Here is a 14,914-nt window from a genome sequence, read left to right on the forward strand (position 1 = left end):
ATCTCTCGACGTGAAGATAACGGATGTAATGCTATGCCGTGAGCTGGTTGTAGAGCGCAAGGGTCGTATCGGCTGTGACGTGCCAACTGTGTTGAGATCCGTATTCCGCCGCCGAAGCCGACAGACGTGCGAGCGCACCGGGCGTGGTGAGCAGGTGTGTCACAACGCGGGCCCAGCGCACCGGGTCGCGGTCGTCGAGCAACACCCCGCTGACTCCGTCGAAAACCGAGACCGCCATGCCTGACGTTCGGGTACTGACGACGGGCGTTCCCGACGCGGCAGCTTCGAGCGCCACCAGACCGAACGTCTCGCTGTGCGACGTCAGCAGCAACAGCGACGCCTGGCGCATCAGCTCGGCGACCTGGGCTCGCGTCTGCGGCCCGGCGAACTCCACCCACTCCGCGACCTGCAGCTGCGCGGCCAGCGTTACCAGGCCGTCCGCATACGACTCTTCTCCCGGGGTAGGGCTGCCCGCAATGACGAGCATCGGGCGTACGGCCCGGTCGATGGCAGCAACGGCGCGGATCGCCAGCTCGTACCCCTTCAACGGCTGGATGCGGCCGATGGCCAGCAAAAAGGGCTCCCGGGCCGAGTCGCCTTCGCCGACGCCGTGCTCGTTCGTGACGCGGTCGCCGGCGTACGCAGGGCGCTCGGGATGGAACAGCGCAGTATCGACGCCCGGCGAGATCACGTGCATCCGTTCGGGCCGCGCGCCGTACTCGGCCTCGATCGCCGCACGCTCGGCCGGAGTAGACACGATCGTCGCGGCCGAGCGCGTCACCAGAAGCCGCTCGGCGTTCAGGCGCGCCTGAGGTTCTGGGCGATCATCCGCCCCGCGTTCGACGTTCTTCAGCGCCGCCACCGTGTGCAGGCTCTGAATGTGCGGGCAATGGTTCATGGTGGCGACAGGCAGAGCGGCGAGCCCCGACAGCCAATAGTGCGAGTGCAGCACGTCGAACCGCGGCAGCGCCGCGAGGGCGGACTGAAAGCGGCCGACGATGGGCGGCAGGTCTTCTTTGAGCAGTTCGTGCGGCGGCCCGGCGTCGAGAAACCGCACAGGCACGCCGGCCCGGGTGCGCTGGATCTCGGGTTGCTCGGGGCTCGTGCGCCGCGTGAGAAGCTCGACCTCGACACCCCGCTCGGCCAGAGCTTCGGCGAGGGCGACGACGTAGACGTTCAAGCCGCCCGCGTCTCCGATGCCGGGCGCGGCCAGCGGCGACGTGTGCAGCGAAACCAGGCCAACGCGCATCGCACTCACGCTGACACTCTAAGGGTTGAAACTCTCTCAACGACGCTTTTGTTATCGGGTCGGGTCTGTTAGGCTCTCTAGGTTGTCTACGCCCAGTGGGGTTCTCCCACCGCGGGCGCAGACGTATGCACACACCCTCCTGCTACAGAACGTCTGTAGCCGATCTAGTCCAAAGGAGGTGGGTTAGTGACGCATCAGTACGAACTCATGGTCATCCTCGATCCAGAAATCGACGAGCGCACCGTGGCTCCGAGCCTCGACAAGTTCCTCAACGTCATCCGCAAAGATGGTGGCACTGTCGACAACGTCGACATCTGGGGCCGACGTCGCCTGGCTTACGAGATCAACAAGAAGACCGAGGGCATCTACGCCGTCGTGAAGCTGACCGCTACGTCGGAATCCACTGTGGAGCTCGACCGCCAGCTGAAGCTCTCCGAAGCCGTCATGCGCACCAAGGTGCTGCGTGCCGAAGAGGCCATCGCTCAGGTCGCAGCAGAGTCGAAGCGTAAAGAAGAGAAGGCTGCCCGTGCGGCTGCCAACCCGAAGGCGTCGGCACCCAAGGCTGCTTCCGCTTCGGCACCTAAGGCAGCCGCCGCCCCTGCGGCTGCGGCATCGGCACCCGTCGCTCCTGCCGCTCGCGCTGCAGCTGCCGTCAGTGCCGCTCCGAAGGCGCCTGCTGCTGCCGCAACGGCTGCCGAGTAGTCGCTCATGGCTGGCGAAACCGTAATCACCGTGGTCGGTAACCTCACCGGCGACCCCGAGCTGCGTTACACGCAGAACGGGCTGGCGGTTGCCAACTTCACCATCGCTTCCACTCCTCGCACGTTCGATCGTGCGTCGAACGACTGGAAAGATGGCGAAGCACTGTTTCTTCGCGCAAGCGTGTGGCGTGAATTCGCCGAGCACGTCGCCGGATCGCTCACGAAGGGTGCCCGTGTCGTTGCGACCGGTCGCCTGCGTCAGCGTTCCTACGAGACGAAAGAGGGCGAAAAGCGCACCTCGATCGAACTCGAGGTCGACGAGATCGGCCCTAGCCTCCGGTACGCCACGGCCCAGGTGACGCGTGCGTCGTCGGGTGCGGCATCCGGTGGCCGTGGCCAGTTCGGCGGCGGCAACGGCGGCGGCGGCCAAGTAGCCGGCGGCGACGAGCCGTGGGCAGCGAGCGCTCCCGCGTCGGCCACCAGCGGTGGCGGCGACGTGTGGAACACGCCCGGCAGCTACAGCGACGAAACCCCCTTCTAAACTTCACCATTTTCAGAAAGCAGAACAACAACCATGGCAGGAAAGAGCAGCGGCGACCGCCGCAAGCCGATCCGCAAGGGGAAAGACGGTAAGAACGCCGCCCCCGCGAAGTCGATTCGCGTCGGCGTGATCGATTACAAAGACGTCAACACCCTTCGCAAGTTCATCTCCGAGCGCGGAAAGATTCGCGCCCGTCGTATCACCGGCGTTTCCGTTCAGGAGCAGCGCCTCATTGCCCGTGCAGTCAAGAACGCTCGCGAGATGGCCCTGCTGCCATACGCAGGCTCGGGCCGGTAGGAGCTAAACCATGTCAAAACTCATTCTCACCCACGAGGTCACTGGCCTCGGATCAGCCGGTGACGTCGTCGAGGTCAAGAACGGCTTCGCCCGTAACTACCTGATTCCTCAGGGCTTCGCCGTGACCTGGAGCCGCGGTGGCGAAAAGCAGATCGAATCGATCAAAGCCGCTCGCGTCGCTCGTGAGCTCGCGACCATCGAAGAGGCCCAGCACCTCAAGCAGGTTCTCGAGAACAACACCGTCAAGCTCGCCATCAAGGCCGGCAAAGAGGGTCGCCTGTTCGGTTCGGTCAAGACCGGTGACATCGCTGACGCGGTGTCGGCTGCCGGCTTCGGCCAGGTCGACAAGCGCAAGATCGAGATCACCTCGCCCATCAAGTCCGTAGGAACCCACGAGGCATCGGTTCGTCTTCGTGACGACCTGAGCGCGACCATCACCATTCAGGTGGTTGCAGCTAAGTAGTAGTACCTGCATTTATTGATGCGCCGCCGCTACTGCGGCGCATCGCACGGGGAGTCCCGGCGCTCTACCAAGCGCTGGGGCTCCCCTTCTTTGTGCCGAAAGTCAAGTGTTTTGTGCACAGGTCGTTATGGATTTGTGAACATTCAAGTGCGTGTCTAAACATCCACTTATCAACAGCCTGTGACAAAGTAAATGTGCTGGTCAGAAACACAGTCGGCGTGAAAAGATTTCCTGTTTCCACATCTCATTCCACAGGTTCTGCACAAGACGCGCGGCGTTTCTCCGATTTAGTGCACAGAGTTATGCACAGGGTGATTTGGCACACCTCGCCCGTCCTTTCTAGTCTTAGGCAGCTTGCCCCCCGACCGGGGCTGCGCCAGCAGTGTCGGTGGCGAATGCGAGTCTGTTCACAACTGAAGGAGTACGGGTGTCAATTGCTCATCTCGGCCTGACCGGCGACCAGCGCGGCGGCACTGAGAGCCGCGGGCACGAGCGCACCCCTCCGCACGATCTGCTCGCCGAACAGAGTGCCATCGGCGGCATGCTGCTCAGCAAAGACGCCGTCGCCGACGTCGTCGAGGTGGTTCGGGGCGCCGACTACTACATTCCCAAGCACGAGCTCGTCTTCGACGCCATTCTCAACCTCTACTCGCACGGCGAGCCGACCGATGTCATCGCGGTCACCGACGAGCTGACCAAAACGGGCGAGCTGTCGCGCGCCGGCGGTGCGGAATACCTGCATACGCTGACGAGCCTGGTGCCCACAGCCGCGAACGCGGGCTACTACGCCTCCATCGTCGCCGAGAAGGCGATTCTGCGCCGCCTCGTCGAGGCCGGCACGCGCATCGTGCAGATGGGCTACGCCAGCGAGGGCGAGGTCATGGACCTCGTGAACAACGCCCAGGCCGAGATCTACGCCGTCAACGGCAACACCGAGACAGAAGACTACGTGCCGCTCACCACGGCCGTGAACGCTGCCATCGACGAGATCGAAGCCGCGAAAGGCCGCGAAGGCCAGATGACGGGTGTGCCGACCGGATTCGCCGAACTCGACTCGCTCACAAATGGGCTGCACCCCGGCCAGCTCATCATCGTCGCCGCCCGCCCCGCCCTCGGCAAGTCGACGCTCGCACTCGACTTCGCCCGCGCCGCGTCGATCAAGCACGACATGCCCTCGATCTTCTTCTCGCTCGAAATGGGCCGCAGCGAGATCGCCATGCGCCTGCTGTCGGCCGAGTCGTCGATTCCGCTGCAGAGCATGCGCAAGGGCACCATCGAGAACCAAGACTGGACCAAGATCGCCGCCACCCGCGGCCGCATCAACGACGCGCCGCTCTACATCGACGACAGCCCCAACATGACGCTCGTCGAAATCCGTGCGAAGTGCCGCCGGCTGAAGCAGCGCGTGGGGCTCAAGATGGTCATCATCGACTACCTGCAGCTCATGACCTCCGGCAAGCGCGTCGAGTCGCGCCAGCAAGAGGTGAGCGAGTTCTCCCGTGCCCTGAAGCTCATGGCGAAAGAGCTGCAGGTGCCCGTCATCGCGCTCTCCCAGCTCAACCGTGGCCCCGAGCAGCGCGCCGACAAGAAGCCGGCGCTCTCAGACCTGCGCGAATCGGGTTCGCTCGAGCAAGACGCCGACATGGTCATCCTGCTGCATCGCGAGAGCGCCTACGAAAAAGACAACCCCCGCGCCGGCGAGGCCGACCTCATCGTGGCCAAGCACCGCAACGGCCCGACGGCCACGGTCACCGTCGGCTTCCACGGTCACTTCTCCCGCTTTGCGGATATGCCCCGCGCGTAGCGCGCGGCATATCCGCGCGGTGTTTATTTGTGCGCCGCCGCTTCTGGGCCCACGCCGGCCGGAGGCTCCGCGCGCCGCTTGCGGCGGGTGGAGGGGCCCGGTGGGGACGGCGCACCGTGCGACTGGATGCTCGCTCCGCCGTTCTGGCCGCTACCGACACGGAACGCGGCGAGCGCGGTCGCCGCGTTCCGTCGATTCCGGGGGCGCGGTGCGATTGGATGCCACCCGCCATCCTTCTCGCGCCGCCTTTCGTGAGAGCGGTGGCTGCGGACGAGAGATGCCGGTGCAACAGCATCTCTCGTCCGGAAGAGTCGCTATCGCGGTCGGATGCCGCAGGGTGGAGCCATCGGGATGGTGGTAGGCGAGGCGGCGGACCGGGCGCAGGCACCCAGCTAACGCGCCGTACAATGGAGGGTCAGCAAGCAACGGAATGAGGCCGCTTCTCTTGAGCGTCGAGCGTGAACACGCGCCGGGCCGCTCGCCCTACTGGGGCGTACCCGTGGCCCGGGCGATCCCGGCCTTCGTGGTCGCCGCCTACCTCACGTTCACCGAGAACCACTCGCCGCAGGTGGGGCTCTTCGTGTTCGGCGCCTACGCCGTCGTCGAGTCGTTGTTCGTCGCCGTTCTGTCGGCGCGCTTCGTCACGGGGCGGGTCACGCGGCGAATGTTCATCGCTCAGGGTGTCGTCGGCTTCATCATCGGGGTCGTCGCGCTGGTGTTCAACGCCGGCGGAACCCCCTTCTTTCTCTACACGGTCACGCTGTTCGCGGCCCTCACCGGGTTTCTCGAGCTGTACAGCGGCCTGCGCGTGCGTTCGTCACGGGCATCCGATTCGGCCGTCGACAAGCTCGCGGCCAAAGACTGGATCGCCGCCGGCGCTTTCACGGCTCTGCTGGCTCTCGTGTTTCTGATCATTCCGCTCGATGTGGTGACAGCGGTCGGCCTCTTCGGCGGCTACGCCGTGATGCTCGGCATCTACCTCGTCATCGGCGGACTCTCGCTGCGCTGGGGCCCGACACCAGCGGCACCCACCTCGCTGAGCCAAGAATCGACATCGTGACCGAACCCGTGCAACCTGTTCCGCCGACCCGCAAAGAGATCCTCAAGCCGGTCGAGCTCATCGTCATCTCGCTCATTCTGGGTCTGTTCGTGGGCCTCGCCGTGCTGCTGTCGACCCGCCAGCCGCTGCTCGCGCTGGTGTTCTTCGGCATCGCGTTCATCGTGTCGCTCGTCGTGATCGCCATGTTCACCCTCACCTTTAAGCCGAACGCCGCCGAGCAGCAAGAGCTGAACGATGACGGTGACGGCAGTCCCGGATCCGGCACCCCTCGCCCCTACCTCGGCCCAGGGCCGAAGGGGCACTGAGTTTATTTGTGCGCCGCCGCCTCTGCGGCGCACGGTGCGACTGGATCTTCGTGTCGAGGTTTTGGCCGCTACCAGCGCTGAACGCGACGAGCGTGGTCGCCGCGTTCAGCTGATTTCGTGTTGTGCGCCGCCGCTTCTGCGGCGCACTGTGCGACTGGATCTTCGTGTCGAGGTTTTGGCCGCTACCAGCGCTGAACGCGACGAGCGTGGTCGCCGCGTTCAGCTGACCTCGGTTGGTGCGCCGCCGCTGCCGCGCCGGAATAGTGGCCCCTTTGGCGCTCGCCCACTTTGCGCAGAAGCACGTTTGGGCGCGATTTTAGGTGCATCTGCGCAAACTCGACGGGAGTGAGGGACGCGCGGTCCGGGGGAGCGCGCCGGGCGGGGCGCAGCACAACGGCGCCCTGAGTACACCTACAGAATGTAGTCCACGAGCGAGCCGGCGATCCCCGTGTACGTCGAAGGCGTGAGCGCGATCAGGCGCGCCTTCGCCTCGTCGCCGATGTCGAGGCCGGAGACGAACGCGACGAGGTCGGCCTGGCCGATCTTCTTGCCCCGGGTGAGGTCTTTCAGCAGCGCATAAGGGTCGGTGATGGAGCTGCGCCCCGCCGTGATCTCGGCGCGCACGACGGTCTGGATGGCTTCGCCCAGAATCTCCCAGTTGTCGTCGAGGTCGGCGGCCAGAAGAGCGCTGTTCAGCGAGATCGAGCCGAGCCCACCGCGGATGTTGTCGAGCGCGAGCAGCGAATGCCCGAGAGCGACCCCGATGTTGCGTTGCGTGCTCGAATCGGTGAGGTCCCGCTGCAACCGCGACGTCACGAGAGTCTGCGACAGCGAGTCGAGCAGCGCGCTCGACAGCTCGAGGTTCGCCTCGGCGTTCTCAAAGCGGATCGGGTTGATCTTGTGCGGCATGGTCGACGACCCCGTCGCCCCTGCCACCGGAATCTGGGCGAAGTAGCCGAGCGAGATGTAGGTCCAGATGTCGGTGCACAGATTGTGCAGCACGCGGTTGGCATGTGCAATGCGCGAGTACAGCTCGGCCTGCCAATCGTGCGACTCGATCTGCGTCGTGAGCGGGTTCCAGGTGAGCCCGAGCGACGTTACGAACTCCGCCGAGATACCAGGCCAGTCGAGCGACGCGTCAGCCGCGAGGTGCGCGGCGAAGGTTCCGGTGGCGCCGCTGAACTTCGCCAAGTACTCCGTCGACGAGATCTGCGCCACGATGCGCTCGAGCCGGTACACGAACACCGCGAGTTCCTTGCCCATAGTGGTGGGCGTCGCGGGTTGGCCGTGGGTGCGCGCCAGCATCGGCTGGTCGCGGTAGAGCACGGCCTGCCGCCGCAGTTCTTCGATGACGAGGGTGAGGGCGGGCATCCATACGCCCGTCACCGCCTCGCGAATCGTCAGCGCATACGAGAGGTTGTTGATGTCTTCGCTGGTCGCCGCGAAGTGCGTCAGTTCGGCGACCTCGGTGAGGCCGAGTGACTCGAGCCGATTGCGCACGAGGTATTCGACGGCCTTCACATCGTGCCGCGTCACCGCCTCGAGTGCCGCGAGCTCGTCGATCTCGGGCTGCCCGAACGACGAGGCCAGGTGCCGCAGGCTGCGAATCTGCTCGTCGGTCAGCGGCGCCGACCCCGCGAAGGAGCGCCCGGTGAGGGAGATGAGCCACTCGACTTCGACCTGCACTCGGGCGCGGTTGAGCCCCGCCTCAGAAAGGTACTCGCCGAGGGCACTCACAGCGGGGCGGTAGCGGCCGTCGAGCGGGCTGAGCGGTTGGGGGGGCAGTGACATGGTTCTAAGCTCCGAGACTGGTTTCGCCGGGGCGGGCGGTCGGTGTGGGCAAAGGTGCCTGAGGGGCTTGTGCGAGGTGCGACGGCAGCCGAACTGCAGGCTCGTCTGCCTGCGGCTGCAGGATGCCCGGGGCCTCGTTATGGCGTAACGCCGGCTCGAGCTGGCCATACAGAGCGCGGCAGCTGCGCTCGACCGAGCCGAGCACCTCGTCGAACATCGCGCTGTCGGCATAGTAGGGGTCGGGAACGTCGAGCACTCCGCCGCCGTCGGGGTCGAAGCTCGCCAACAGCCTGATCTTCGACCGATCGGCATCGGTGTGCGCCCAGGCCCGAACGACACGTTCGTGGCTGCGATCGAGCACAATCACCAGGTCGAGTTCGTCGAACCATGCCGGATCGAACTGCCGCGCCCGATGCGACTGCCCGTCGTAGCCGCGCTTGTGCAGGGCCTCGATGGTGCGCGGATCGGCCTTCTCGCCGACGTGCCAGTCTCCGGTGCCCGCAGACGTGACGACGATGCGGTCGTCGAGCCCGCCCCGGCGCACGAGGTCGCGCAACACGACCTCTGCCATGGGCGAGCGGCAGATGTTGCCCGTGCACACCATGCTCACGCGAAACACGCCGTCATTCGGCGAGGATCGCGTGGGGGTGGGCATGGCTCCAGTCTATTTTGTGCGGAGAGCCCCGTTGGTGTGCCGCGAAAACGGCGGAGATCTCGACACGGTGGCGGTGTATAGCGCTTACCGGGTCGAAATCTCCGCTGCTTTCAGCGCTGACGAAGCCCCGTGGTGGTGGCGATGGGCCAGCGCGGCGGCTGCCCCGTGGGTTGCCGCGAGGGCCGCCCCGCGGGCTACCGTCGGCCGCTCGAGTGGCCGACGCGGAAGATGGCCTTCAGGATGGCACCGATGATGGCGCTCAGAATCGCCAGAACGAGGGCGCCGAGAATGGCCGACCAGAAGAAGCTGTCGACCTTCAGGCCGAACCCGAACCATCCGGTCACCCAGCTGGCCAGCTCGAGCAGAAACGCGTTGACGATCAGCGAGATGAGGCCGAGCGTCAGAATGTACAGCGGAAACGCCACGATACGTATCGCGGTGCCGATGATGCCGTTGACGATGCCGAAGACCAGCGCCACGAAAAGTAATGTCACGACCCGAGCGAAGTCGTTGTCGGCATAGGGAACCAGCGTGACGCCCGTGACGATCAGAGTCGTGAGCCAGAGCGCGATGGCGTTGGTGACGAGGGAGACGAGAAAGCGGGCCATGCCTCAACTATGGCAGGTGCGCGGTGGGCGGCATAGTGCCGATCGTGGGCCCGTGCTCGAGGCCCGGCGGCCACCCCGATTCCGGATCCGCCTCCGAATTCGGCTCCAGTTCGAACTCCGACGCCGGTTCGAGGCCCGACCCCGGCCTCGGCTCCGACCCCGACTCCGACGGCGACGCCCGAACCCAAGCCTCTGCACCCGTCACGAACGAGTACGCTCGCGCCGGCCCCGGGTTGAACTGCAACGTGGCCCCCAGCGCCTTCGCGACCGCCGGGGCGAGTCCGCCCAGAATGCGCACGATCGACTCCCGCAGCTCGGTCGACGTGGCGGTGTTGGGGTCGAGCGCCTCACCGAGCCCGCAGACCTCGATCGCCCGCGCCCCGGCGAACTGGTCGGTCGAGAAGGGCAGCACAAGCAACGGAACTCCGGCGCTCGCCGCCTCGGTCACACTGTTGTTGCCGCCGTGCGTCACAGCCAGCTGAGCCTGTTGCAGCAGCGTCACCTGAGGCAGGTAGGCGCGTACAAGCCACCCCGAGGGCACATCGGCGAAGGCGGCGGGGTCGGAGCTGCCGGTCGCGAGGGCGACACGCACGGGCAGGTCGCGCAGAGCATCTACGACTCGCAGCAGCACATCGGTGCGCTCCGAGAGAAAGCTGCCGAAGCTCACGTACACGAGCGGCGTGCTCTCGCGCAGGAGCCATTCGTCGACCTCCGGGTCGAACGCTTCGGCGCGCACGGCCGAGCCCAGAAAGACATGCGGCGAAAGCAGGGCTGTGCGTTCAGGCTCGTGCAGGGCCTCAGGGTAGTTCAGCAACAGCACGTCACCGACCTCGGCAAATGCGTCGCGAGAGGGCGGCAGGCTGTCATTCAGTTCGGCGAGAGCGGCATTCCACTGCCGAGTGAACTCGTCGCGCACGTTTTCATTGACGCTTCGCAAGTGCGCGATGTCACTGGCCGAGGGGCTGAACGCTTCTGGCCAGGCGGGTGGATGCCCGTAGACCTCGTCACCGACAGGCAGGGCCGACGGATGCCCGAGTACAACATCGGCGTACGCGATGCCTGCGGCGCGCAGGCCCAGCCGTGCCCCGAACGCGAGGTGATCCACGAGGATCTGGTCGGGCGCGACCTCGTTCACCACAGCCTGAACTCGGCGCGCGTTCTCCACAGGATCGAACAAAAGGTCGGTGCTGCGGGCTTCGGCCTGGAATCGTAGGGTCTCGATCATTCCCACCCGGGTCGCATCGAAGAACCCTCGAAGGGCGTCGTCTTCGCCCTTCGGCTGCTCGTCGGCGCGAATGACGCCCGGGTTCGATCCCCGACCCAATTGGAGGTTTATTCGTGAATACCCGAAGCTCTCGACGATCGACGCCGTCGCGGGGCCCGTCGCAACGACCACCCGCTCGCCAGCGTCGCGCCACGCTGTCGCGAGGGTCGCCAAGGGCAGCAGGTGTGAGGCGTAGTCCGGGCTGATGACCAGCAGCGTCACGACTCGGATCCGTTCGCCAGTGCGGAGAAGTGCGTGTGCTCAGGCCTGTGTTGCGTGGCGGCCGTTCGGTAGACGTCTGCGAGAGCGGTCGACATGGCGCCGATCGTGAATCGATCGCGAACGAGGGCTTGTGCCTGTTCGACGCGGGCAGCGTCGGCACCGAGTTCGAGCAAGGGATTCACGCCGGCGAGCGCGAGGGCGTCGTGCATGCCGCGCCGCACTCCTGCCGTGGTTCGTGTGTCGACCAAGAACCCGGTGGTGCCGTCGGCCACATAGGTGGCCGGCCCGCCGCCATTCGGAGCGATCACCACCAAGCCGGTCGCCAGCGCCTCGAGCAGCGCGATTCCGAACTCCTCCTTGACACTGCCGCACACGTAGATGCCGCCGGGGGCGCTCAACCCCGGGCGCCCGAAGCGCACCGCGGCGAGCCAGCGCGCCACGACGTCGTTCGGGCGATGGCCGGCGAGCAGCAGGCCGGCCCGGGCATCCGGATGCTCGGTGAGGGTCTGCTCGATTCGATCGAGTTGACCGCGTTCGTCTGCCGACGGGTTGCGAAGATCTCCGCCCACGATGAGCAGGTTGCTCGTCGAGCTCAGCACGGCGTCGCTCGCCCACGACTCCACGATGGTGGCCATGCCCTTCACCGGGTGCAGCCGGCCCACGCTGATCGCCAGGGGGAGGCCGCGCCGGGCGGGAGGCAGGCCGGTGAGCAGCGCGCCGAGGGCCGTGAAGGCGTCGCGGCCGGTGCGCTGCTCGGTGCGGGGGTTGGTCCGCAGTTCGGGGCGCTGCTCGGCCGCTGCGGTGGATTCGGCCCGCGTTTCGCCCTGAGTTTCGGCCCGCGATTCGGCCTGCGCTTGGGCGAGCGCCTCGGTGACCACCGAGACGTCGATGCCCTCCGGCACGACGGTGTAACGGCCCGCGTCTGCCGCGATGTCGATGCCGAGCAGCCCTTCGAGGTCGCCCGCCAGGTCGGGGCGCGGAAAGAGCACTTTCTGGTCGGCCTGTGCGGCCAGCTGCGCCACGAGGTACGCCCGGTACCAATAGTGCTCACGCGCATCGGCCTCGCCGAATGTGCCTCGGGTCAGGGTTCCGGCCATGTCGAGAGCGTGGATCACCGCGTGCGGGTCGGGTGCCAGGGTGAAGACGACCGGAATGCCCAGTCGCGTGGCGACGGTCGCGGCGGCAAGGCTGCCGACATCGGCCATGCGCAGATGCAGAACATCTACGGGGCCGAGTGCGAGAAGCGCGCGCCGGATGCCTCGCTCCGCCGCCACTCTCGCCGGCCACGCGCGGGCCGAGGGCAGGGGTTCGGCGAGCAGCGGAATCGGAGCGAACACGTGGTGCGGTTCGGTGCTGCCCGTGCTGCCCGTGCTGCCCGTGCTGCCGGCGCTGATGCCGCTAGTTCTGCCGACGTCGCCGGTGCCGCCGCTGCTGCCGAGGATGCGGATGCCGCCAGCAGTGCGGCTGCCAGCGGTGCCGGTGCCGACGCTCGTGTCTTGAGCCGCGATCGCGCCGCCACCTGCTCCGTCGCCGACGCTTGCGCCGAACCCCATTCCCTCTGCATCCGGCAGCGCAGCGAGCGCAGCTGCGGCCGAACCTCGCGACATGGTGATGACCCGGGCGATCTGCGGGCTCGCGACGAGGGCGTCACCGAGCCGCACGAGCAATGTGGCAATGCCGCCGTTGTCGCCGGCACCCGACTGTGTCAGCTCACGATCGATATCGGCGTGCAGAAAGAGTTGCGCCACGGTGAGCCCGCGTTTGTCTTCCGCAGACGCGCGGCCGACAGCGGAACGCACACGCTCCGGCGGGTTCAGCCAGAGTTCAATGTCGTATGCGGCGAGTCGAGCGACGTCGCCGAGCGCGCCCGGTTCGTCGATGTAGCGCTGCACCGTGCGCAGCGCGGCGTTATCGGTCGTGCGATCGGCCAGCGCGGCCAGCGCGGCACAGCGAACCGTGACGTCTTCGTGTTCGTCTGTGGCGAGAGCCACCAGCACTCGACCGGCGACCCGCCCGGAGACGAGACCCAGCGTCTCTGCCAGCCGTGCACGAGACCCGTCTGCATCCGCCGCGCCCGCCCCCGCCCCAGACACCGATCCCGCAACCAGCGCGCCCTCGAGAGTCAGCGCCACATGGTCGGGCGCCGTTGTGGCCCAGTGCTGCAGCGTCGACTGAGCAAGTGCGCCCGTGAATCCGCCGGCGCAAACGGCTCCGACGAGCCGCGCAATGGCGTCGAGCCGCGGCAGGCGCTCGGCCATGGCCCACGCCGCGTGTTCGCGTACGAAGGCGCGATCGTCAGAGAGCAGGTTGGAGAGGGCGATCTCAGCCGCGTCGTCGAAGATCCGCGCCAGTGCGTGAATGGCCGCGATGCCCGTCACCGTGTCTGAGGGGTCGCCCACCATCGCGAGCAGGGCTGCGACCGACCGGTCGCCGAAACGATCGACCGAGTCAGCAAAACGCTTGGCGGCACGCATCGCATCGACAATGAACGGCGTCGTGTGCAGGTCTGCAAGCGCGCTCTGCTGCTGCGGGGAGGAGTGGATGGTCATGCGGGGTGTGCCTCGAATCGTGGGGTCGAGCGCGCCGAAGCGGTCGTCGTTCGTCGTCGCCGCGGCACCAACTCTTGGCACCCGCGGTTTCAGGGGTTCGGAGCACTCGCCGCAGTGGCTTGCCCGCGCCGCGGAGTTCAGGCCGGGGTCCGGGGCCTGACTGATCAGTGCGGCTGAACCCTATTGAATTCGGTCGCCGAAATCGGGGCAATCCCTTGACAGGGGGCCAGCCGTGCCGACCAGGCGGGTCGATCCCCTCGAACCGCGCAGCCGGGTGAAATAAGATGACCGGATGACCGCGCCCGACTCACCCCCGATCAAACTGCGCCCGGAGATCATGGCCCTCCCTCCCTACCGGCAGGGTAAGGCGGTCGAAGGCGGGTTCAAGCTGTCGTCGAACGAGAATCCTTTTCCACCGCTGCCGGGCGTGCTCGCGGCTGCAAACGAAGCCGCCGAGACTCTGCACCGTTACCCGAACGGGTTCGCTCCCGAGTTGTCGGCCCGACTGGCCGAGCGGTTCGGCGTCGCGCTCGAGCAGGTCATCGTCGGTGCCGGGTCGGTCTCGTTGCTGGCCCAGCTCGTCATCGCCGCGGCGGGCGCCGGCGACGAAGTCGTCTACTCGTGGCGATCGTTCGAGGCGTACCCACTCTTGCCGCCGATGAGCGGGGCCACGAGCATCCAGGTGCCGAACCTGCCCGACCATCGGCATGACCTGCCTGCGATGGCGGCGGCGGTCACCGATCGAACCCGGCTCCTCATCGTCTGCACGCCGAACAACCCCACCAGCACCATCGTGACCAAGGCCGAGTTCGCGGACTTCATGTCGCAGTTGCCGAGCGACCTGCTCGTCATTCTCGATGAGGCATATACCGAGTTCGTGACCGATCCCGACGCGGTCGACGGCAAAGAACTGGTCGGGCAGTACCCGAACCTCGTCGTGCTGCGCACGTTCTCGAAGGCCTACGGGCTGGCCGGTCTGCGTATCGGGTACGGCATCGGCCCGGTCAGCGTGATCGACGCGGCGCGCAGCGCGAGCATTCCTCTGGCGGTCACGAATCACGCCCAGCTCGCCGCTATGGCCTCGCTCGATGTCGAAGACGAGCTCCTCGAACGCGTCGGCCACATTGCAGCTTTGCGCACCACCATCGTGCAGGGACTCGCCGAGCAGGGCTGGCAGGTTCCCGACCCGCAGGGCAACTTCGTCTGGCTGCCTACGGGTGATTTCACCGACGAGGCGGCCGCCATTCTGGTCAGTCACGGAATTATGGCCCGACCTTTTCACCCCGACGGAATCCGTATTTCGATCGGTGAGCGCGATTCAGTGGAGAAACTCCTGTCATCTACACAAGAGATTGTTCAGAACCTCTCAAAGAGAGGTCTCTCCCAGCCGATACGTTAGAAGCTG

General features: G+C 66.4%; 12 protein-coding genes and 2 pseudogenes. 8 read left to right on the top strand and 6 right to left on the bottom strand.

Features of this window, described 5'->3' with window-relative positions:
• Positions 1-31 precede the first annotated feature (31 nt).
• Positions 32-1,249: a glycosyltransferase gene (locus LQ955_RS15950; RefSeq protein ID WP_231028174.1), complete on the bottom strand. Its 1,218-nt coding sequence runs from the start codon at positions 1,247-1,249 to the stop codon at positions 32-34.
• A 207-nt stretch (positions 1,250-1,456) separates the two neighbouring features.
• Between LQ955_RS15950 and rpsF the strand changes: the two are divergent.
• The 7 genes and pseudogenes from rpsF to LQ955_RS15985 form a co-directional block, all read left to right on the top strand.
• Positions 1,457-1,786: pseudogene (rpsF, locus tag LQ955_RS15955) on the top strand (30S ribosomal protein S6); the annotation flags it as partial.
• A 171-nt stretch (positions 1,787-1,957) separates the two neighbouring features.
• Positions 1,958-2,491: a single-stranded DNA-binding protein gene (locus tag LQ955_RS15960; RefSeq protein ID WP_231025473.1), complete on the top strand. Its 534-nt coding sequence runs from the start codon at positions 1,958-1,960 to the stop codon at positions 2,489-2,491.
• Between the two features lie 33 nt (positions 2,492-2,524).
• Positions 2,525-2,788 (top strand): 30S ribosomal protein S18, encoded by a 264-nt coding sequence (gene rpsR, locus LQ955_RS15965; protein WP_104245567.1) that lies wholly within the window; start codon positions 2,525-2,527, stop codon positions 2,786-2,788.
• A 10-nt stretch (positions 2,789-2,798) separates the two neighbouring features.
• A complete protein-coding gene (rplI, locus tag LQ955_RS15970; RefSeq protein ID WP_231025474.1) occupies positions 2,799-3,251 on the top strand; it encodes a 50S ribosomal protein L9 in 453 nt (150 codons plus the stop codon).
• Positions 3,252-3,678: 427 nt separating this feature from the next.
• The gene (gene dnaB / locus LQ955_RS15975; protein WP_231025475.1) at positions 3,679-5,055 is read left to right on the top strand and encodes a replicative DNA helicase; all 1,377 of its coding nucleotides are present in this window, start codon (positions 3,679-3,681) and stop codon (positions 5,053-5,055) included.
• A gap of 430 nt (positions 5,056-5,485) precedes the next feature.
• Positions 5,486-6,115 (top strand): hypothetical protein, encoded by a 630-nt coding sequence (locus LQ955_RS15980; protein ID WP_231025476.1) that lies wholly within the window; start codon positions 5,486-5,488, stop codon positions 6,113-6,115.
• Positions 6,112-6,420, top strand: coding sequence for a hypothetical protein (locus tag LQ955_RS15985; protein ID WP_231025477.1), 309 nt, complete (start codon positions 6,112-6,114; stop codon positions 6,418-6,420). The genes LQ955_RS15980 and LQ955_RS15985 overlap by 4 nt, the downstream gene beginning before the upstream one ends.
• A gap of 411 nt (positions 6,421-6,831) precedes the next feature.
• On the opposite strand, the gene purB is transcribed toward LQ955_RS15985, so the two are convergent.
• The 5 genes and pseudogenes from purB to LQ955_RS16010 form a co-directional block, all read right to left on the bottom strand.
• Positions 6,832-8,211, bottom strand: a complete 1,380-nt coding sequence (gene purB / locus LQ955_RS15990; RefSeq protein ID WP_231025478.1) for an adenylosuccinate lyase — start codon at positions 8,209-8,211, stop codon at positions 6,832-6,834.
• 142 nt (positions 8,212-8,353) lie between these two features.
• Positions 8,354-8,866: pseudogene (locus LQ955_RS15995) on the bottom strand (low molecular weight protein-tyrosine-phosphatase); the annotation flags it as partial.
• 194 nt (positions 8,867-9,060) lie between these two features.
• Complete coding sequence (locus LQ955_RS16000) at positions 9,061-9,474, bottom strand: phage holin family protein (protein WP_231025479.1); 414 nt, start codon at positions 9,472-9,474, stop codon at positions 9,061-9,063.
• A 7-nt stretch (positions 9,475-9,481) separates the two neighbouring features.
• Positions 9,482-10,960: a nucleotide disphospho-sugar-binding domain-containing protein gene (locus LQ955_RS16005; RefSeq protein WP_231025480.1), complete on the bottom strand. Its 1,479-nt coding sequence runs from the start codon at positions 10,958-10,960 to the stop codon at positions 9,482-9,484.
• Entirely contained in the window at positions 10,957-13,590 is a 2,634-nt protein-coding gene (locus LQ955_RS16010; RefSeq protein ID WP_231025481.1) for a glycosyltransferase, read from the bottom strand. The genes LQ955_RS16005 and LQ955_RS16010 overlap by 4 nt, the downstream gene beginning before the upstream one ends.
• 211 nt (positions 13,591-13,801) lie before the next feature.
• Between LQ955_RS16010 and LQ955_RS16015 the strand changes: the two genes are divergently transcribed.
• A complete protein-coding gene (locus tag LQ955_RS16015; protein WP_231025482.1) occupies positions 13,802-14,908 on the top strand; it encodes a histidinol-phosphate transaminase in 1,107 nt (368 codons plus the stop codon).
• Positions 14,909-14,914: the final 6 nt, after the last annotated feature.

Source organism: Subtercola endophyticus (assembly GCF_021044565.1).
GTDB classification, from domain to species: Bacteria; Actinomycetota; Actinomycetes; order Actinomycetales; family Microbacteriaceae; genus Subtercola; species Subtercola endophyticus.